The following is a 17768-nucleotide window of genomic DNA, read 5'->3' on the forward strand; positions in this document are numbered from 1 at the left end:
AGACACATGACTCTGCGCACCCTGGACACCCTGGGGTCGCTCGAGGGCAAGCGCGTCATCGTCCGTTGTGATCTCAACGTCCCCCTGCGGGATGGGATCATCACGGACGATGGCCGTGTCCGCGCCTCGTTGCCGACCCTCAATGCACTCATCAACGCGGGCGCCCGTGTTGTGGTGTGCTCGCACCTCGGCCGACCCGACGGTGCGCCCGACCCGCAGTACAGCCTCGGGCCGGTGGCTCAGCGGCTCTCCGAGCTGCTCGGCGCCCCGGTCGCGTTCGCGCGCGACACGGTCGGCGAATCCGCCAAGGAGGCCGTGGCATCGCTCGAGGACGGCGGGGTCGTCGTGATCGAGAACCTGCGGTTCAACCCGGGGGAGACCTCGAAGGACGCCGCCGAGCGTGCTGCCTTCGCGGCCGAGCTCGCAGAACTCGGGGACGTGTTCGTCTCCGACGGGTTCGGCGTCGTGCACCGCAAGCAGGCCAGCGTCTACGAGCTCGCCGAGCTGCTCCCGTCGGCGGCCGGTCTGCTGATCGCCGCGGAACTCGACGTGCTGGACCGCCTGACCGAGAACCCCGAGCGCCCCTATGCGGTCGTGCTCGGCGGCTCGAAGGTCAGCGACAAGCTCGGCGTCATCTCGCACCTGCTCCCGCGCGTGGACAAGATCCTGGTGGGTGGCGGAATGCTCTTCACCTTCCTCAAGGCCCAGGGGCACGCCGTCGCCTCGAGCCTTCTGGAAGAGGATCAGCTCGACACGGTGCGCGGGTACATCGCGGAAGCGGCTGAGCGCGGCGTGGAGCTCGTGCTCCCCACCGACGTCGTGGTGGCCGCGTCCTTCGGCGCCGACGCCGCGCACGAGGTCGCCGCAGCCGACGCGATCGAGTCGACGCCGTTCGGTGCCTCCGGCATCGGGCTCGACATCGGTCCGGAGACGGCGGCACGCTTCGCCGAGGTCATCCGCGGGTCGAAGACCGTGTTCTGGAACGGCCCCATGGGCGTGTTCGAGTTCCCTGCCTTCGCAGCGGGCACCAAGACCGTCGCGCAAGCGCTCACCGAGGTCGACGGCCTCAGCGTCGTCGGCGGGGGAGACTCCGCTGCAGCCGTGCGCCAGCTCGGCTTCAGCGACGACCAGTTCGGTCACATCTCGACCGGTGGCGGCGCGAGCCTCGAGTTCCTCGAGGGCAAGAAACTACCTGGGCTGGAGGTCCTCGGATGGGTGTGAACTCTCGTACCCCGCTGATCGCGGGAAACTGGAAGATGAACCTGGACCACCTGCAGGCGGTCGCGTTCGTGCAGAAGCTGCACTGGACGTTGAAGGATGCGAAGCACGAGGACGGATCCGTCGAGGTCGCGGTGTTCCCGCCGTTCACCGACATCCGCAGCGTGCAGACCCTCATCGACGCGGACAAGATCCCGTTCGCGCTCGGAGCGCAGGATGTGTCGGCACATGACTCGGGCGCGTACACCGGCGAGGTGTCGGGAGCGTTCCTGGCGAAGCTCGATGCGAAGTACGTGATCATCGGCCACTCCGAGCGTCGTGAGTACCACTCCGAAGGTGACGATGTCGTGGCCGCCAAGGTCAAGGCAGCGCTCAAGCACGGCCTGGTACCGGTCATCTGCGTGGGCGAGACGGCCGGCGACCTCGAGAAGTTCGGTGCCAGCGCGGTTCCGGTGTCGCAGCTCGAGGCAGCGCTCGAGGGGGTCTCGCCGAAGGCGGACATCGTCGTGGCGTACGAGCCCGTGTGGGCGATCGGCTCCGGTCAGGCGGCGACGCCTCAGCAGGCGCAAGACGTCTGCGCCGCTCTGCGCGCCGTCATCGCGAAGGTGCTCGGCGACGAGGCGGCAGCGCGCACGCGGATCCTCTATGGAGGTTCCGTGAAGTCGGGAAACATCGCCAGCTTCATGCGCGAGCCCGATGTCGACGGCGCACTCGTCGGCGGGGCGAGCCTCGTCGTGGACGAGTTCGCCGCGATCATCCGCTTCGAGAAGCACGTCGGCGTGTGAGTGCGGCGGGGCTTCGGCCCCGCCGCACCGTATACTTGACCGTTACGGGGGCGCTCCGGCCCCAGCGAAAGGCTCTTTCTCGTGGCAATTCTCGAGTTCGTCCTGCAGGTCGTGCTGGGCATCACCAGCGTTCTGCTGACCCTCCTCATCCTCCTGCACAAGGGCCGCGGTGGCGGCCTCTCCGACATGTTCGGCGGGGGCATGACCTCTGCGGTCGGCTCGTCCGGGCTTGCGGAGCGGAACCTCAACCGCTTCACCGTCGTCCTGGCTCTGACATGGTTCGTCTCCATCGTCGCGCTGGGCCTCATCACGAAATTCGAGGTCATCTGATGGCTACCGGTGGAAACGCGATCCGTGGCACCCGCGTGGGCTCCGGCCCCATGGGGGAGCAGGACCACGGCTATCACGCCGACCGCATCGCGGTCTCCTACTGGGATGGTCTCGGCAACGAGACCGTCCGCTACTTCGCCGCTGGTCTCCCCGAAGAGGAGATCCCGGAGACGATCGACCACCCGCAGTCCGGGCTCCCCGCCGGTCGCGACAAGGAGAATCCTCCTGCGCTCGCGAAGGCGGAGCCGTACAAGACGCACCTCGCTTACGTGAAGGAACGCCGTACGGACGAGGAAGCCGTCCAGCTGCTCGACGACGCGCTCACGCAGCTGCGCGAGCGTCGGGGGCAGTGACCTCGAGGCTGACATCGAAGAAGCCGTCGCGAGCGATCGCGGCGGCTTCTTCCGTATCAGGCGGCGGTCAGCGGCAGCCCGCCGCCGCATCGATGTAGCTCTGCGGCGGGTACCCATACGCCCAGACGCCGTTCGCATCATCGGTGTAGCCCATGCTGATGGCCCACGCCGTCGCCCACTTCTCGATGCTGTCCTGCGTGGAGGAGTCGTACATGCTCTGGCACCTCACGCTGATCGCGTGCCCCACCTCGTGCGCGATCAGTGCCTTGCTGCGAACGGCCGGCCACTGCTCGGCGACCGAGTTCGAGAACGCGATGGTCGCCCGCCCCGACTCGCCCCACCACCAGGTCGTGTAGCCGCCCATGCTGCCGTTGTAACCGGCGCCGCTGACGACCGGCGCCCAGTCGAAGTCCAGGAGCACGCCGGGCGCGAGGGAGCGGGCGAACGCTTCGATCTCGAGCCGGGAGTTCAGGAGCGGGCCTGCCTTCTCCGCCAGTTCTTCGCTCTCGGTGGCGACGACCTGCGCCGCCGCGGTCTGCAGGGCGAGGTAGGCGGCTGCGGTGCCTTCGTCGAGCGTCGTCGCGGCAGTGGCATCGGCGGCGGCGTCGCGTAGCGCGATCACCGCGTCGTTGCGGGCCGACAGATGTGCCGCTTCGAATCCAGGCGCAGCCGCTCCGGCCGTCGTGATCACCGCGAGGCCGCTCTCCGTCATCGCCGTGTGCGCCGACGAGACGTCGCCGGCCGCGCCGGCGACGTCGACGGACAGGTCCTCCACTTCGTCACGTCGCTGTTCGAGCTCCGAGGTGGCACCGAACAGTTCCCAGAACCAGTCGGGCTTCTCGCTCAGCGGAGCGATCGCCACGGAGACCACGCCGTCCGCGTCTGACGCGGTAGCGGTGCCCTCCTCGACGGCAGAGGCCAAGCTCGCGTGCAGTTCGTCGGGCACGGAGATCGGCTGATCGCCCCCTGCAACCACCTGGCCCGCTGCGTCGGTGACGGTTCGCAGTTCAGCGATGTCGGCGCGGAGCTGCGTCTTCGCGGTCGATGTCGTCTGAGCTGCGCTCTCGTAACGGGACGCCGCATCGTCGTAACCGAGGTTCGCGCTCACCTGGACGATGGCCAAGGCCGCGATCAGCGCGGCGCCGCCGAGCAGGCCGATGACGAGCCCCGGCCGTCTCCTCCGACGCGACCGTGTCGGCGTGGAGGACGAGGCCCCGGAAGAGAAGACGACGGGAAGCTGATGCCCGCCGTCGCGGGGCGACTGACCCATTCGATGATGCCTTCCGGTCGGAGCCTGCGTGCAGCGATGCTGTCAGCGTATTCGACGAGGCGACCGGAAATGCGGAAGGCCCCCGCCGTATGGCGGGGGCCCTCTCGAGTGGAGGGGCTGACGGGAATCGAACCCGCATCATTAGTTTGGAAGACTAAGGCTTTACCACTAAGCTACAGCCCCGGAATCCGAGCCTCGAAAGGTTCGGTTACCGACTCATCGACTATACCGGACTCTGACGCATGCTCCTGTCCGTTAGACTCGGTGGGGCTGAATCCGCATGCGGATTCCCCGGGGCGTAGCTCAGTTTGGTAGAGCGCCCGCTTTGGGAGCGGGAGGTCGCAGGTTCAACTCCTGTCGCCCCGACACGGCCCCCACGGACCTTACAGCCGCGATTCGAAGCGGAAATCACAAGGAGAACACACCAGCATGGCGAACAGCACCGTCGAGAAGCTGACCCCGACCCGGGTCAAGCTCACCATCACGGTCACCCCGGACGACCTCAAGCCCAGCATCGCTCACGCGTACGAGCACATCGCTCAGGACGTCCAGATCCCCGGCTTCCGCAAGGGCAAGGTCCCGGCACCGATCATCGACCAGCGCATCGGTCGCGGCGCGGTCATCGAGCACGCCGTGAACGAAGGCCTGGACAAGTTCTTCCGCGAGGCGACCAACGAGCACAAGCTGCGCGTCGTGGGGCGCCCGGCGGCCGACATCACGCAGTGGCCGAACGAGAAGGACTTCTCGGGTGACCTGCTCGTGGACATCGAGGTCGACGTCCGTCCCGACATCGAGCTGCCCTCTTACGACGGCATCACCGTGACCGTCGACGCTGTCGAGGCCGATGACGCTGCGCTCGACGCCGAGCTCGACAACATGCGCGCCCGCTTCGGCACGCTCGTGCCGGTCGACCGGCCTGCCGCGAAGGGTGACTTCGTCGAGCTCGACCTCGTCGCCACGATCGACGGCGCCGAGATCGACCGCGCCGAGGGCGTCTCCTACGAGATCGGCTCGGGCGAGCTGCTCGAGGGCATCGACGACGCGATCGAGTCGCTCACCGCGGGTGAGGACACCACGTTCCGCTCCGCTCTCGTCGGTGGCGACCACGCCGGGTCCGAGGCCGAGGTCTCCGTGACGGTCAAGGCGGTCAAGGAGCGCGAGCTTCCCGAGGCCGACGACGACTTCGCGCAGATCGCGAGCGAGTTCGACACGATCGCCGAGCTCCGTGAGAGCCTCGCGGAGCGCGTCGCTCAGCAGGGCGTGTTCACGCAGGGCTCCGCCGCACGCGACAAGCTCGTCGAGGTGCTGCTCGAGCAGATCGAGATCCCGGTTCCGCCGCAGCTCATCGAGGACGAGGTGCACAACCACCTCGAGGGCGAAGGCCGTCTCGAGGACGACGTGCACCGCGCCGAGGTCACCGAGGCCAGCGAGAAGCAGTTCCGCACGCAGGTTCTTCTCGACACGATCGCCGAGCAGGCCGACGTGCAGGTCTCGCAGGAGGAGCTCTCGCAGTACCTCATCCAGTCGGCTGCCCAGTACGGCATGGCCCCGCAGGAGTTCGTCGAGGCGCTGCAGTCCTCGAACCAGCTCCCGGCGCTCGTCGGCGAGGTTGCCCGGAACAAGGCGCTCGCGATCGCGCTCGGCAAGGTGAAGGTCGTCGACAGCAACGGCAAGCCCGTCGATCTGTCCGACTTCATCGTCACCGACGACGAGGCCGAGTCTGCGGACGCGGACTCCGCGGAAGCCGAGGAGAAGCCGGCGAAGAAGGCTCCTGCCAAGAAGCCCGCCGCCAAGAAGGCTCCGGCCAAGAAGGCCGCCGAGGCCGACGACGCCGAGAAGCCCGCCGCTGAGAAGGCTCCGGCCGAGAAGACTCCGGCCAAGAAGCCTGCTGCCAAGAAGGCTCCGGCCAAGAAGGCGGCCAACAAGGCTGAGTGATCGAAAACGATCCAGTGAAGAGGGCGGGTGCTGCGGCATCCGCCCTCTTTTCCATCCGAGGAGAGGGCAGCGATGAAGACGTGGGATGAGCGCATCGACGAGGTGTGGGACGACGCGACGGGCGAAGCGGTGGGTGACGACACGATCAGCCGCATCGACGCCCTCGCCGCTGAGCGCGGCCCTGACGACGCTCGCGCGGAGTTCGAGCGCGGCGGTGCACGGGATTCCGCTGGCCGGCCGGCGGAGGCTGTCGCCCTGTATCGACGCGCGCTGGCTCTGGGGTTGGATGGTGAGCATCGTCCGCAGTGCGTGATCCAGATGGCCAGTTCGCTCCGGAATCTCGGCGAGTACGACGAAGCACTCGCCGTGATCCGTGCCGAGGAGGAGCTCGCGCCCGACGGCCCCTATCGCGACGCCGTCGCCTGCGTGCATGCCCTCATCCTGGCCAGCGCCGGGCGCCCGGCGGAGGGTCTCTCCGTGGCACTGCTCGCCCTCGTCCCGCATCTGCCGCGCTACCACCGTTCGATGACGGCCTATGCCCACGAGATCGCGGACGCCGACACCTGATATGCCGACGGCGAACACGGCCTGGGCGCTGCGTTGTCGCCGGTAGATTCGAATCACTGAAACACGGAATCAGGAGCTCACATGGCTGCAGAACCCCTCCTCGCAACGAGCGTCTTCGACCGGTTGCTGAAGGACCGCATCATCTGGCTGGGGTCGGAGGTGCGCGACGAGAACGCGAACGAGATCTGCGCGAAGATCCTTCTCCTCGCCGCAGAAGACTCCGAGCGAGACATCTACCTCTACGTGAATTCGCCCGGCGGATCGATCACCGCGGGCATGGCGATCTACGACACGATGCAGTTCGTGCCGAACGACATCGTCACGGTCGGCATCGGAATGGCCGCCTCCATGGGGCAGCTGCTGTTGACGGCCGGCACCAAGGGCAAGCGGTACATCACGCCCAACGCACGCGTGCTGCTGCACCAGCCCCACGGCGGGTTCGGCGGAACGTCGAGCGACATCCAGACGCAGGCGCAGCTCATCATGTCGATGAAGAACCGCCTCGCCGAGATCACCGCTGCCCAGACCGGCAAGTCGGTCGAGCAGATCAACGCCGATGGTGACCGCGACCGCTGGTTCACGGCCGAGGAAGCGCTCGAGTACGGCTTCGTCGATCACATCCGCGAATCGGCCTCCGACGTCATCGGCGGCGGCGGAACCGACCAGGACACCGAGTAACGGAAAGCGAAAGGACGCTCATGTACACACCCACCTTCCGCTCAGCCGGTGACCTGCCTTCCAGCCGCTACGTGCTGCCGCAGTTCGAAGAGCGCACCGCCTACGGCTTCAAGCGCCAGGACCCGTACAACAAGCTGTTCGAAGACCGCGTGATCTTCCTCGGCGTGCAGGTCGACGACGCCTCGGCCGACGACGTGATGGCACAGCTCCTCGTTCTGGAGAGCCAGGACGCCGAGCGCGACATCACGATGTACATCAACTCGCCTGGTGGCTCGTTCACCGCGATGACGGCGATCTACGACACGATGCAGTACGTCGCGCCGCAGATCCAGACCGTGGTGCTCGGCCAGGCGGCTTCGGCTGCGGCCGTGCTGCTCGCTGCCGGTGCGCCGGGCAAGCGTCTCGCGCTCCCGAACGCCCGCGTGCTCATCCACCAGCCCGCGATGGGGGAGGCCGGCCACGGCCAGGCGTCCGACATCGAGATCCAGGCCGCGGAGATCCTCCGCATGCGCACCTGGCTGGAGGAGACGCTCGCGGGACATACCAACCGCACCCCGGAGCAGGTGAACCGCGACATCGATCGTGACAACATCCTCTCCGCCGCACAGGCGCTGGAGTACGGCATCGTCGACCAGGTGCTCACGACGCGCAAGCGCGTCTGACCCGATCGATCGAAGGGCGTCCGTCATCCGACGGGCGCCCTTCGTCGTGCCCGGCGGATGTGCACGACCCGACGACAAAGTGCGCATATGAGCACTGTGGTGCGCGAACGCTGACGAGGGCCTACTCTGGAGGAGGAAGGAGGAAGCCGTGGAAGAAGATCTGCTCATGGTCCGCGTCGCCGAGCTGTACTACGACGAGGACAAGACCCAGGACGAGATCGGCGGACTCCTCAAGATCTCGCGCTGGAAGGTCGGCCGTCTGCTGACCCAGGCCCGCGAACGCGGCATCGTCCGCATCGAGATCGTGCACCCGCGCGCCCGCCGACTCGGCCTGGAGCGGCTTCTCGTCGAACGCTTCGGCCTCACCGATGCCGTGGTCGTGCCGGCTCCGGAAGGCGATGACGGCACCCTCGAACGCGTCGCTCAGGCCGCAGCCGACTTCCTGACCGCGCTGCGCCCCGTTCCCCGCACCCTCGGGGTGAGCTGGGGCCGTACACTCCGTGCCGTGGCCGAGGCGCTTCCGGACGGCTGGGCGAACGGCGTGACCGTGGTGCAGCTCAACGGGGGAGTGAGCCTGAACCGACGCTCCGGAGGCGCAGCAGGCCTCGCCGTCACGATCGCCCAGCGCGCTTCGGGGCAGGTCTCCCTGCTGCCGAGCCCGGCCATCCTCGAGCGCGTGGAGACGAAGCAGGCGATCGAGTCCGACCGCACCGTCGCCGCCGTCCTCGAAGAGGCAGCCGAGGCCCAGGCTTTCCTGTTCACCGCCGGACCCTGCGATGCCTCGTCCGCCCATGTCGAGAACGGCTACCTCAGTGCGGAGGATGTCGAAGAGCTCGCACGACGCGGCGCCGTCGGCGACGTCCTCGGGCGCTACGTCGACGCGGAGGGCAACATCGTCGACTCGCAGCTCGATGCACGGACCGTCGGAGTCTCTCTCGACCGTCTGCGCGGAGCCGCTCGTGCGATCTTCGTGACGGCGGGACCCGCCAAGCACGACATCGCACGCACCGTGGTCACCAGCGGCCTGTGCGGCGTTCTGGTGACCGATGAGACCACAGCACGAGCATTGTTGGAGGAACAGTGACGACCAAAGAACTCAGTCGCAGGGCGGCGGTGGACGTTCTGGGCGGCGAGCCCGACGACGCCACGCTCCGGCGATTCCTGCACGGACTTCCCGGCGTGGATGCCGTCGGTCTGGAGCAGCGCGCTGCCGGGCTCGGCACCCGGTCGATCAAGACCACCTCGAAGGCGTGGGCGCTCGACACGATCATCAAGCTGATCGACCTCACGACGCTCGAGGGAGCTGACACTCCCGGAAAGGTGCGCTCTCTCGTGGCCAAGGCGAAGAATCCGGACGCCGCGGATCCTTCGACCCCGCGGGTCGCAGCGGTCTGCGTGTACGGTGACATGGTCGGCGACGCGGTGACCGCGCTCGGCGGGATGCACGGTGACCCCGATGACGGCCTGATCTCCGTCGCGGCCGTCGCCACGGCATTCCCCAGCGGACGCTCCTCGCTTGCGATCAAGCTCGCCGACACCGCCGAGGCGGTGGCTGCGGGCGCCGATGAGATCGACATGGTGATCGATCGTGGAGCGTTCCTGTCCGGCCGGTATGGCCTGGTCTTCGACCAGATCGCCCAGGTCAAGGAGGCCTGCCGTCGTGAGGACGGTTCGTACGCCTCGCTCAAGGTGATCCTGGAGACCGGCGAGCTGAACACCTACGACAACATCAAGCGCGCCTCGTGGCTGGGCATCCTGGCGGGAGGGGACTTCATCAAGACCTCGACCGGCAAGGTGCAGCCCGCAGCCACCCTCCCGACGACGCTCCTCATGCTGGAGACCGTGCGCGACTGGTACCGCGGCACCGGAGAGAAGATCGGTGTGAAGCCGGCCGGTGGCATCCGCTCGTCGAAGGATGCGGTGAAGTATCTCGTCACCGTCGCCGAGACTGTCGGCGAGGAGTGGCTCCAGCCGCACCTCTTCCGCTTCGGCGCCTCCAGCCTCCTCAACGACGTGCTCCTGCAGCGACAGAAGCTCAGCTCCGGCCACTACTCGGGCCCCGACTACGTCACGATCGACTGACGGGAAGACGAACATGTCATTTCTGGAATACGCTCCCGCACCGGAGTCCACCGCGGTCCTGAACCTCAAGGACAGCTACGGGCTGTTTATCGACGGCGAGTTCGTCGACGGCTCCGGCACGCCGTTCAACACCATCTCACCGGCGACCGAGAAGCACATCGCCGAGATCGCTTCGGCGAGTGATGAGGACGTCGACCGTGCGGTCGCCGCCGCGCGTCGCGCCTACGAGAAGACCTGGTCGAAGATGAGCGGTCGCGACCGAGGGAAGTACCTCTTCCGCATCGCGCGCCTCGTGCAGGAGCGCGCCCGTGAGCTCGCCGTCGCCGAGAGCCTCGACAACGGCAAGCCGATCAAGGAGAGCCGCGACGTGGACGTGCCGCTCGTCGCCTCCTGGTTCTTCTACTACGCGGGCTGGGCCGACAAGCTCGATCACGCGGGACTGGGCGCGAACCCGCGGGCTCTCGGCGTCGCGGGTCAGATCATCCCGTGGAACTTCCCGCTGCTGATGCTGGCGTGGAAGATCGCTCCCGCTCTCGCCGCCGGCAACACGGTGGTGCTCAAGCCGGCCGAGACGACGCCCCTCACAGCGCTGATCTTCGCCGAGATCCTGCAGCAGGCCGACCTTCCGGCCGGTGTCGTCAACATCGTGACGGGTGCCGGAGCGACTGGCTCTGCGCTCGTGCGTCACCCCGACGTCGACAAGGTGGCCTTCACCGGTTCGACCGGTGTCGGACGGGACATCGCCCGGGCTGTCGCCGGCACTCCGAAGAAGCTGACGCTCGAACTGGGCGGCAAGGCCGCGAACATCGTGTTCGACGACGCCCCCATCGATCAGGCGGTCGAAGGCATCGTGAACGGCATCTTCTTCAACCAGGGCCACGTCTGCTGCGCCGGAAGCCGACTGCTCGTGCAGGAGTCGATCCACGACGAGGTCGTCGATCGGCTCAAGTCGCGCCTGTCGACCCTCCGCCTCGGCGACCCTCTCGACAAGAACACCGACATCGGCGCGATCAACTCCGCAGCGCAGCTCGCCCGCATCCGTGAGCTGAGCGACATCGGCGAGGCCGAGGGCGCAGAGCGCTGGACGGCGGACTGCGCGATCCCGGACCAGGGCTTCTGGTTCGCGCCGACGATCTTCACCGGCGTCGAGGCCTCGCACCGCATCGCCCGCGACGAGGTCTTCGGGCCTGTGCTCTCGGTGCTCACCTTCCGCACACCGGCCGAGGCGATCGCGAAGGCGAACAACACGCCGTACGGCCTCTCGGCCGGGATCTGGTCCGACAAGGGATCGCGCATCCTCGCGGTGGCCGATCGCCTGCGTGCCGGTGTCATCTGGGCGAACACCTTCAACCGCTTCGACCCGTCGAGCCCGTTCGGCGGCTACAAGGAGTCCGGATACGGTCGCGAGGGCGGCCGTCAGGGGCTCACCGCCTACCTCAAGGGAGCCGCAGCATGAGCAAGCGACTGACCGTGCCGAAGACCTACAAGCTCGCGATCGGCGGAGCGTTCCCGCGGAGCGAGTCCGGCCGCACGTACGAGGTGCTCTCCTCCAAGGGGGCCTTCCTCGCGAACGCCGCGAAGGGCTCTCGGAAGGATGCCCGTGACGCCGTCGTCGCCGCTCGCGCGGCGGTGAAGGGCTGGTCGGGGGCGACCGCCTACAACCGCGGACAGGTGTTGTACCGCGTCGCAGAGGTGCTCGAGGGTCGCCGTGCGCAGTTCATCGACGAGATCTCGTCGCAGGAGGGCGTGTCGTCCGCCGCTGCGGCCGCGCAGGTCGATGAGGCGATCGATCTCTGGGTCTGGTACGCCGGCTGGTGCGACAAGTACGCCCAGGTGGCGGGCAACGCGAACCCCGTCTCCGGGCCGTACTTCAACATCTCCGTGCCGGAGCCGACGGGCGTCGTCGCGATCATCGCACCGCAGGACTCGGCGCTGCTCGGCCTGGTGTCGGTCGTGGCTCCCGCGCTGGTCGCCGGGAACGCGGTGGTCGTCATCGCGAGTGAGCAGCACCCGCTCTCGGCCATCAGCCTCGCCGAGGTCCTCGTCACCAGCGATGTCCCCGGTGGCGTCGTCAACGTGCTGACGGGTTCGCCGGCGGAGATGGCTCCATGGCTGGCATCCCACCAGGACGTGAACGCCCTCGACCTCGCGGGTGCCGGCGCCTTGGATTGGGTGGACATGCAGATCGCCGCAGCGGAGACGCTCAAGCGTGTGCTTACCCCCGGTGAGGTCGTCGCCTCGCCGGAACGGATCGGCGCCTTCACCGAGGTGAAGACCGTCTGGCACACGAAGAGCATGGTCTGACCGAACAGTCGATCTCGTGAAGGGGTCGGCAGCCATCGCCCGGAGAAGGCGCCAGACGGCTGTCGATCCCTTCGCCGTCCAATGGGCGCGATGTCGAGTGCCCTCAATGCGGCCCGGTGTCGTAAGCAGCGGTTAGGCTCGAAGGACGATCTCTGATCCCCCCCTAGGAGGACGCGCATGGCCCGCATCGGTGAAAGCGCTGACCTGTTCAAATGCTCTTTCTGTGGAAAGAGCCAGAAGCAGGTGCAGCAGCTCATCGCCGGCCCCGGTGTGTACATCTGCGACGAGTGCGTCGAACTGTGCAACGAGATCATCGAAGAGCGCATGGCCGAGTCGTCTGCCGACGGGGTCGCCGAGTTCGAGCTTCCCAAGCCGCGTGAGATCTTCTCCTTCCTTGAGGAGTACGTCGTCGGCCAGGAGCCGGCCAAGCGCGCTCTTTCCGTCGCCGTCTACAACCACTACAAGCGCGTTCGCGCCCACGGCACTCTTCAGACCGCTGAGCAGAAGGCCGAAGAGGTCGAGATCGCCAAGAGCAACATCCTGCTCATCGGCCCGACCGGCTGTGGGAAGACGTACCTCGCACAGACGCTCGCGAAGCGGCTGAACGTCCCGTTCGCCGTTGCCGATGCCACCGCTCTGACCGAGGCCGGCTATGTCGGCGAAGACGTCGAGAACATCCTCCTCAAGCTCATCCAGGCCGCCGACTACGACGTCAAGCGCGCCGAGCAGGGCATCATCTACATCGACGAGGTCGACAAGATCGCCCGCAAGGCGGAGAACCCCTCCATCACGCGCGACGTCTCGGGCGAGGGCGTCCAGCAGGCGCTCCTGAAGATCATCGAGGGCACGGTAGCCTCGGTGCCGCCCCAGGGCGGTCGCAAGCACCCGCACCAGGAGTTCCTGCAGATCGACACGTCCAACGTGCTGTTCATCGTCGCCGGAGCCTTCGCGGGTCTCGAAGACATCGTGTCGGCCCGCGTCGGCAAGCATGGAATCGGCTTCGGTGCTCCGCTGCACGACAAGGGCAAGGACCTCGACCTGTTCAGCGAGGTGCTTCCGGAAGACCTGCACAAGTTCGGGCTGATCCCCGAGTTCATCGGGCGTCTGCCGGTCGTGACCAACGTGTCACCGCTCGACCAGGATGCGCTGATCGACATCCTGACGGGCCCGCGCAACGCGCTGGTGAAGCAGTATCAGCGGATGTTCGAGATCGACGGCGTGCAGCTCGAGTTCGAAGAAGAGGCACTGCGCTCCATCGCCGACCTCGCCGTCGAGCGCAAGACCGGTGCTCGCGGTCTTCGGGCGATCCTGGAAGACGTGCTCGGACCCATCATGTTCGAGATCCCCTCCGCCGAGGACGTGGCGAAGGTCATCGTGACCCGCGCTGCCGTCGACGAAGGCGCACCGCCCACCATCGTGATGGAGCGCAAGCGCAAGAGCGCATGAGCGCGGAGCCGGCTCCCTGGAAGACGGTGGCGCGCGAGACGCTCGTCGCCGACCGGTGGATCCGCCTCCACGCCGACGAGTGCGTGAATGGCAGCGGTGTGTCGATCGCCCCGTACTACGTGCTGGAGTACGGGGACTGGATCTCCGTCCTCGCCCTCGACCGGAACGATGACGCCATCGTCGTCGAAGAGTATCGGCACGGTGCAGGCGTCGTGGCCGTCGGCACCATCGGCGGGGGAGTGGAGCCTGGTGAGTCGCCGGAGGCTGCGGCGCGCCGTGAGCTGCTCGAGGAGACCGGGTATGCCGCCGACGATCTCATCGATCTCGGATCGACCTGGGCGAACTTCGGCAACCACACGAACCGGGTGCATCATTTCCTCGCGCGCGGGTGTGCGCGCGTCGCGGAGCAGTCTCTCGACGACAGCGAGTCGATCGTCGTACATGTGTTGTCGCTCGATGGACTCGGCGACCTCCTCCCGCAGAGCTACCACCAGCTCACCTGGTACAAAGCCATGGACCAGCTCGGACGGTGACTCCGAACGAGGCTCTGCGCGTGACGGGTTTCGTCAGCCGATCGGCATGATCAGGTCCGTACGCAGTTCTGGTGCCGGAGCGCTCGGGTCGGACACGTAGATCTCGATCCAGATCCCCCCGGGACGAAGCCCCTGCGCCGACGCGCGCTCGACGAGGGCGGCCCATGCGCCACCCAGTTCCTCATAGGAGCCGAACAGCGTGGTCGCGACCGCGGGTCCTGAGGGCAGTGTCGAAGCGACGATGACGCGGCCGCTCGCGGTGGGGATGGGGTTCGCCGGTGCCGTCTGCACGGGGAAGCCGAGTTCCAGGTCGAAGACGCCCATCGGATCGCCGTGATACACCGCGAGTGCCGGGCCGGTCGGGACGAGCACGCCTCCGGCGAAGGTGAGCGCGATCGCCGAGTAGCCGGCGTCGAACGCCTCCGGGAGATCGGCGAGGCGGATGCCCTCGTGGCGGATGACGGCGAGGGGGACGGACTCGAGGTCGAGGCGGTCCGCAGGACCGAACGGGGCGTCGCGAAAGGCGTTCATGCGCTCAGCGTCTCACGCCTCAGTCGCCCAGTCCACGCCTCTTCAGGAGCGGATCGATATCCGCATCGCGGCCCCGGAAGGCGCGGTATGCCTCGAGAGGATCCTTGGAACCTCCCACGCCGAGGAGTCGTGCGCGGAATCTGTCGCCGTTCGCCCGGGTGAGACCACCGTTCTCTCGGAACCAGTCGACCGTGTCGGCGTCGAGCACCTCGCTCCAGATGTACGAGTAGTACCCCGCGCTGTAGCCGCCGGAGAACACGTGGGCGAAGTAGGTGGATGAGTACCGCGTCGGCACGGTCGGGTCTTTCAGACCGATGTCCGCCAGAGCGGCGGCCTCGAAAGCGGCGACGTCGTCGACCTCGGCATCCGTGCCGAGACGATGCCAGGCCTGGTCCAACCATGCGGCAGCCAGATACTCGCTGGTCGCGTGCCCCTGATCGAACGTCTCGGTCGCTCGCAGGCGCTCGACGATCGAGGGATCGAGTGGAGCGGCGGTCTCGTGGTGACGCGCGTAGTTCTCGAGGACCTCCGGCCACAGGATCCACATCTCGTTCACCTGGCTCGGGAACTCGACGAAGTCGCGGAACACGTTCGTCCCCGCGAAGTGTGGGTAGGTGACAGTCGCGAAGAGGCCGTGCAGAGCGTGTCCGAACTCGTGGAACAGCGTGGTCACCTCGTCGAGCGTCAGGAGCGTCGGCTCCCCTTCTCCGGGAAGCGGCACGTTCAGGTTGTTGACCACGACCGGAGCGGTGCCGCGGAGTCGCGACTGGCTGACGATCGCATTCATCCACGCGCCGCCGCGCTTGGAATCGCGCGTGTACAGATCGAGCACGTAGAGACCGACCGGCGAGCCGTCGGCGTCGCGCACCTCGAAGACGCGCGCGCCGGGGTGATACGCGGCGAGGTCATCGCGCTCGGAGAACGTGACGCCGTAGAGCTGCGTCGCCGCGAAGAAGACGCCATCCTGGAGCACGCGCTCCGCTTCGAACCAGGGCCGAAGCGCGCTGGAGTCGATGTCGTATCGTGCAGTGCGCACCCGCTCGGTGTAAAAGGCCCAGTCGTGCGCCTCGACCGGGAACGGGATCTGCTCGGTCTCGTCGACGATCGTCTGCAGAGCTGCGCGTTCGGCCAGGGCGTTGCGCGCGGATGGTCCGGCGAGGCGTCGGAGCATCCGCTCGACCGCCTCCGGGCTTCCTGCCGTCTCATCCGCGGTCACGGCGGCAGCGTGCGAGTCGTAGCCGAGCAACTGTGCACGCTCCGCCCGCAGACGCACGATCGCGAGAAGAACCGGACGGTTGTCGTTCGCGTTGTCGCGAGACCCGCGTGCGAGCGAGGCCGCCATGATGCGACGTCTCGATTCCCGCGGGCGCAACTGCGCCAGAGCAGGGTGGCCTGTGAAGAGCGGGAGAGTGATCAGGAGCTTTCCGTCCAAGTCCCTGTCCGTGGCGGCACGTGCGGCAGCGGAGAGCTCTCCCGCGCTCAATCCGTCGAGCTCGTCGGCCGTGTCGAACACCACGGCCAGGTCGTTGGTGTCGTTCAGCAGGTTGCGCTCGAACGTGTTGGTCAGGCTCGACAGCTTCTGGTTCATGGCGGTCAGCCGCGCCTTCGCTTCGTCGTCGAGGCCCGCACCGGCCAAGGTCATCTCGCGATGACGGCGCTCCACGAGGTACCGCTGCTCCGGATCGAGGTTCAGCGCGTCGAGCTGCTCGTACACCTGCTGCACACGCCAGTAGAGCCGGCTGTCGAGCGTGATCGCATCCTCATGCGCTGCCATGAGCGGCGCGAGCTGCTCGTCGATCTCCTGGATCTCGGGCGTCGCATCGGCCGAACTCACCGTGTAGAAGGTGTGCGCGACACGATCCAGCAGCTCGCCGGATCGCTCCAGCGCCTCAAGGGTGTTCTCGAACGTGGGCATCGAGCGCACCACGGTGATGCGCTCGATCTCGCGGAGCTGCTCCTCGAAACCCGCCTGGAAAGCGGGGAGATAGTGCTCCGGCCGAATCGCGGCGTAGTCGGGGAGCCCGTAGGGAAGCGTCGACGGCTGCAGCAGCGGATTGGTGGCGTCGGTCATCCTCCGAGCCTATCCACCGCGCCGGGCGTGTTCAGGACCCGCTCTCGCTCAGGCGCGTCATCACGCCGCGAAGGGCTTCCACGACCACGCGGACCGATCGACGACGAAGTGTCTCGGGCCGCGCGAGCACGTCGATCATCCGGTGCGTGCTCACACCTTCGAGAGGGACGCGCACGAGGTCGCGGTCGTCGACGCTGCGCGAGGTGAAGCGCGGTAGCATCCCGATCACCCCTCCGGCGGCTACGACGGCCGACACCGCGCCGTAGTCGTTGATGCGGTGTTGGATGTCGACGGGCCGATGGGCCACCGCCGATACGGCACGGAGCACGTCGTCGGGGGAGTAGCCGATGCGACTGGTGACCCATCGCTCTCCTGCGACGTCGGCCGGTGTGAGGCTGGCACGACCGGCGAGCGGATGTGAGGCCGCTACCGCCACGTCCAGGGGCTCGCGGATCAGGGTGAGGCTGCGCACACCCTGCGCGGGCCACGGTTCGGAATGCTCCATGCGGTGCGCGAGCACGAGGTCGTAGCGTGCTGTGAGCGCAGGGAAATCCGTCTGCGCGACATCCTCGTCCGTGAGCTGCACCGATGGCGCGTTCGCTGCGGACGACAGCTCCCGCACGAGTGCCCCGAACAGCGCCTGCCCGACGCTGTGGAACCCGCTGATGCTCACGACTCCCGTCGCAGAACCCTCGAAGTCGTCCAGGGCGTGTCGTGCCGCCGCCATGGCGTCGATCGCCTCGGCGCCGGCAGTCGCCAGTACTTCGCCGGCGGGTGTGAGGGCGAGCGTGCGCCCGACTCTGCGGGTCAGCGGTGTCGGCACACCACGCTGCAGGGTTGCGAGCTGCTGGGAGACGGCAGAAGGAGTGACTCGGAGCGCGTCGGCCACGGCGGTCACACTGCCGAGGGCGCCGAGCTCTCTCAGGATCTGCAACTGATGGAGTTCCACGAGAACAGTTTAGCGGCGGCTACATGGACGGTGCAGACGATGCCGATTGATCTA

Annotated in this window: 18 protein-coding genes and 2 tRNA genes; 15 read left to right on the plus strand and 5 right to left on the minus strand. The window is 67.4% G+C overall.

Going from position 1 to position 17768, the window contains the following annotated elements:
- Positions 1-6 precede the first annotated feature (6 nt).
- The 4 genes from pgk (at position 7) to ABRP18_RS07155 (ending at position 2686) form a co-directional block, all read left to right on the plus strand.
- On the plus strand, positions 7-1221 hold the full coding sequence (gene pgk, locus ABRP18_RS07140) for a phosphoglycerate kinase (RefSeq protein ID WP_113680972.1): 1215 nt from the start codon (positions 7-9) through the stop codon (positions 1219-1221).
- The gene (gene tpiA / locus ABRP18_RS07145; RefSeq protein ID WP_046749268.1) at positions 1212-2003 is read left to right on the plus strand and encodes a triose-phosphate isomerase; all 792 of its coding nucleotides are present in this window, start codon (positions 1212-1214) and stop codon (positions 2001-2003) included. The genes pgk and tpiA overlap by 10 nt, the downstream gene beginning before the upstream one ends.
- Before the next feature lie 81 nt (positions 2004-2084).
- The gene (gene secG / locus ABRP18_RS07150; RefSeq protein WP_017202783.1) at positions 2085-2333 is read left to right on the plus strand and encodes a preprotein translocase subunit SecG; all 249 of its coding nucleotides are present in this window, start codon (positions 2085-2087) and stop codon (positions 2331-2333) included.
- Positions 2333-2686, plus strand: coding sequence for an RNA polymerase-binding protein RbpA (locus tag ABRP18_RS07155; protein WP_017830291.1), 354 nt, complete (start codon positions 2333-2335; stop codon positions 2684-2686). The genes secG and ABRP18_RS07155 overlap by 1 nt, the downstream gene beginning before the upstream one ends.
- A 67-nt stretch (positions 2687-2753) precedes the next feature.
- Here the strand turns inward: ABRP18_RS07155 and ABRP18_RS07160 are convergent, their stop codons facing one another.
- Both ABRP18_RS07160 and ABRP18_RS07165 read right to left on the minus strand, forming a co-directional pair.
- Positions 2754-3956: a hypothetical protein gene (locus ABRP18_RS07160; RefSeq protein ID WP_113680970.1), complete on the minus strand. Its 1203-nt coding sequence runs from the start codon at positions 3954-3956 to the stop codon at positions 2754-2756.
- Positions 3957-4065: 109 nt separating this feature from the next.
- Positions 4066-4139 (minus strand) — tRNA-Gly (locus tag ABRP18_RS07165).
- A gap of 109 nt (positions 4140-4248) precedes the next feature.
- Between ABRP18_RS07165 and ABRP18_RS07170 the strand changes: the two genes are divergently transcribed.
- The 11 genes from ABRP18_RS07170 to ABRP18_RS07220 all read left to right on the plus strand — a co-directional run bounded on the left by ABRP18_RS07170 (position 4249) and on the right by ABRP18_RS07220 (position 14163).
- Positions 4249-4322 (plus strand) — tRNA-Pro (locus tag ABRP18_RS07170).
- A 63-nt stretch (positions 4323-4385) separates the two neighbouring features.
- Positions 4386-5891: a trigger factor gene (gene tig, locus ABRP18_RS07175; RefSeq protein WP_349884410.1), complete on the plus strand. Its 1506-nt coding sequence runs from the start codon at positions 4386-4388 to the stop codon at positions 5889-5891.
- A 72-nt stretch (positions 5892-5963) separates the two neighbouring features.
- The gene (locus tag ABRP18_RS07180) at positions 5964-6458 is read left to right on the plus strand and encodes a tetratricopeptide repeat protein (RefSeq protein WP_058632255.1); all 495 of its coding nucleotides are present in this window, start codon (positions 5964-5966) and stop codon (positions 6456-6458) included.
- An 81-nt stretch (positions 6459-6539) separates the two neighbouring features.
- On the plus strand, positions 6540-7136 hold the full coding sequence (locus ABRP18_RS07185) for an ATP-dependent Clp protease proteolytic subunit (protein WP_017830295.1): 597 nt from the start codon (positions 6540-6542) through the stop codon (positions 7134-7136).
- A gap of 20 nt (positions 7137-7156) precedes the next feature.
- The gene (locus ABRP18_RS07190) at positions 7157-7798 is read left to right on the plus strand and encodes an ATP-dependent Clp protease proteolytic subunit (RefSeq protein WP_046749265.1); all 642 of its coding nucleotides are present in this window, start codon (positions 7157-7159) and stop codon (positions 7796-7798) included.
- Between the two features lie 148 nt (positions 7799-7946).
- The gene (locus tag ABRP18_RS07195; protein ID WP_231728769.1) at positions 7947-8882 is read left to right on the plus strand and encodes a sugar-binding transcriptional regulator; all 936 of its coding nucleotides are present in this window, start codon (positions 7947-7949) and stop codon (positions 8880-8882) included.
- Positions 8879-9880, plus strand: coding sequence for a deoxyribose-phosphate aldolase (gene deoC, locus ABRP18_RS07200; RefSeq protein WP_141369326.1), 1002 nt, complete (start codon positions 8879-8881; stop codon positions 9878-9880). The genes ABRP18_RS07195 and deoC overlap by 4 nt, the downstream gene beginning before the upstream one ends.
- A 13-nt stretch (positions 9881-9893) precedes the next feature.
- The gene (locus ABRP18_RS07205) at positions 9894-11336 is read left to right on the plus strand and encodes an aldehyde dehydrogenase family protein (protein ID WP_113680967.1); all 1443 of its coding nucleotides are present in this window, start codon (positions 9894-9896) and stop codon (positions 11334-11336) included.
- Complete coding sequence (locus tag ABRP18_RS07210) at positions 11333-12184, plus strand: aldehyde dehydrogenase family protein (RefSeq protein WP_349884411.1); 852 nt, start codon at positions 11333-11335, stop codon at positions 12182-12184. Before ABRP18_RS07205 ends, ABRP18_RS07210 begins: the two co-directional genes overlap by 4 nt.
- A gap of 177 nt (positions 12185-12361) precedes the next feature.
- Positions 12362-13630 (plus strand): ATP-dependent Clp protease ATP-binding subunit ClpX, encoded by a 1269-nt coding sequence (clpX, locus tag ABRP18_RS07215; RefSeq protein ID WP_046749262.1) that lies wholly within the window; start codon positions 12362-12364, stop codon positions 13628-13630.
- On the plus strand, positions 13627-14163 hold the full coding sequence (locus ABRP18_RS07220) for an NUDIX hydrolase (RefSeq protein ID WP_349884412.1): 537 nt from the start codon (positions 13627-13629) through the stop codon (positions 14161-14163). The genes clpX and ABRP18_RS07220 overlap by 4 nt, the downstream gene beginning before the upstream one ends.
- A 33-nt stretch (positions 14164-14196) precedes the next feature.
- On the opposite strand, the gene ABRP18_RS07225 is transcribed toward ABRP18_RS07220, so the two are convergent.
- From ABRP18_RS07225 to ABRP18_RS07235, 3 genes are read right to left on the minus strand one after another with little or no spacing between them, the layout of a single operon-like run.
- The gene (locus ABRP18_RS07225) at positions 14197-14694 is read right to left on the minus strand and encodes a GyrI-like domain-containing protein (protein ID WP_058632258.1); all 498 of its coding nucleotides are present in this window, start codon (positions 14692-14694) and stop codon (positions 14197-14199) included.
- 19 nt (positions 14695-14713) lie between these two features.
- Positions 14714-16765: a M3 family metallopeptidase gene (locus tag ABRP18_RS07230; RefSeq protein ID WP_349884413.1), complete on the minus strand. Its 2052-nt coding sequence runs from the start codon at positions 16763-16765 to the stop codon at positions 14714-14716.
- A 31-nt stretch (positions 16766-16796) separates the two neighbouring features.
- Entirely contained in the window at positions 16797-17714 is a 918-nt protein-coding gene (locus tag ABRP18_RS07235) for a LysR family transcriptional regulator (RefSeq protein ID WP_046749259.1), read from the minus strand.
- Positions 17715-17768 lie beyond the last annotated feature (54 nt).

Source organism: Microbacterium sp. WHRI 7836, from assembly GCF_040223885.2.
GTDB classification, from domain to species: domain Bacteria; phylum Actinomycetota; class Actinomycetes; order Actinomycetales; family Microbacteriaceae; genus Microbacterium; species Microbacterium oxydans.

What these genes read in the sequence shown, in the direction of transcription:
- tig (WP_349884410.1), top strand. Translation starts at nt 4,386, where the DNA reads ATGGCGAACAGCACCGTCGAGAAGCTGACCCCGACCCGGGTCAAGCTC.
- ABRP18_RS07185 (WP_017830295.1), top strand. Translation starts at nt 6,540, where the DNA reads ATGGCTGCAGAACCCCTCCTCGCAACGAGCGTCTTCGACCGGTTGCTG.
- ABRP18_RS07190 (WP_046749265.1), top strand. Translation starts at nt 7,157, where the DNA reads ATGTACACACCCACCTTCCGCTCAGCCGGTGACCTGCCTTCCAGCCGC.
- ABRP18_RS07180 (WP_058632255.1), top strand. Translation starts at nt 5,964, where the DNA reads ATGAAGACGTGGGATGAGCGCATCGACGAGGTGTGGGACGACGCGACG.
- ABRP18_RS07230 (WP_349884413.1), bottom strand. Translation starts at nt 16,765, where the DNA reads ATGACCGACGCCACCAATCCGCTGCTGCAGCCGTCGACGCTTCCCTAC.
- ABRP18_RS07160 (WP_113680970.1), bottom strand. Translation starts at nt 3,956, where the DNA reads ATGGGTCAGTCGCCCCGCGACGGCGGGCATCAGCTTCCCGTCGTCTTC.
- ABRP18_RS07225 (WP_058632258.1), bottom strand. Translation starts at nt 14,694, where the DNA reads ATGAACGCCTTTCGCGACGCCCCGTTCGGTCCTGCGGACCGCCTCGAC.
- clpX (WP_046749262.1), top strand. Translation starts at nt 12,362, where the DNA reads ATGGCCCGCATCGGTGAAAGCGCTGACCTGTTCAAATGCTCTTTCTGT.
- tpiA (WP_046749268.1), top strand. Translation starts at nt 1,212, where the DNA reads ATGGGTGTGAACTCTCGTACCCCGCTGATCGCGGGAAACTGGAAGATG.
- ABRP18_RS07205 (WP_113680967.1), top strand. Translation starts at nt 9,894, where the DNA reads ATGTCATTTCTGGAATACGCTCCCGCACCGGAGTCCACCGCGGTCCTG.
- ABRP18_RS07155 (WP_017830291.1), top strand. Translation starts at nt 2,333, where the DNA reads ATGGCTACCGGTGGAAACGCGATCCGTGGCACCCGCGTGGGCTCCGGC.
- ABRP18_RS07210 (WP_349884411.1), top strand. Translation starts at nt 11,333, where the DNA reads ATGAGCAAGCGACTGACCGTGCCGAAGACCTACAAGCTCGCGATCGGC.
- ABRP18_RS07220 (WP_349884412.1), top strand. Translation starts at nt 13,627, where the DNA reads ATGAGCGCGGAGCCGGCTCCCTGGAAGACGGTGGCGCGCGAGACGCTC.
- pgk (WP_113680972.1), top strand. Translation starts at nt 7, where the DNA reads ATGACTCTGCGCACCCTGGACACCCTGGGGTCGCTCGAGGGCAAGCGC.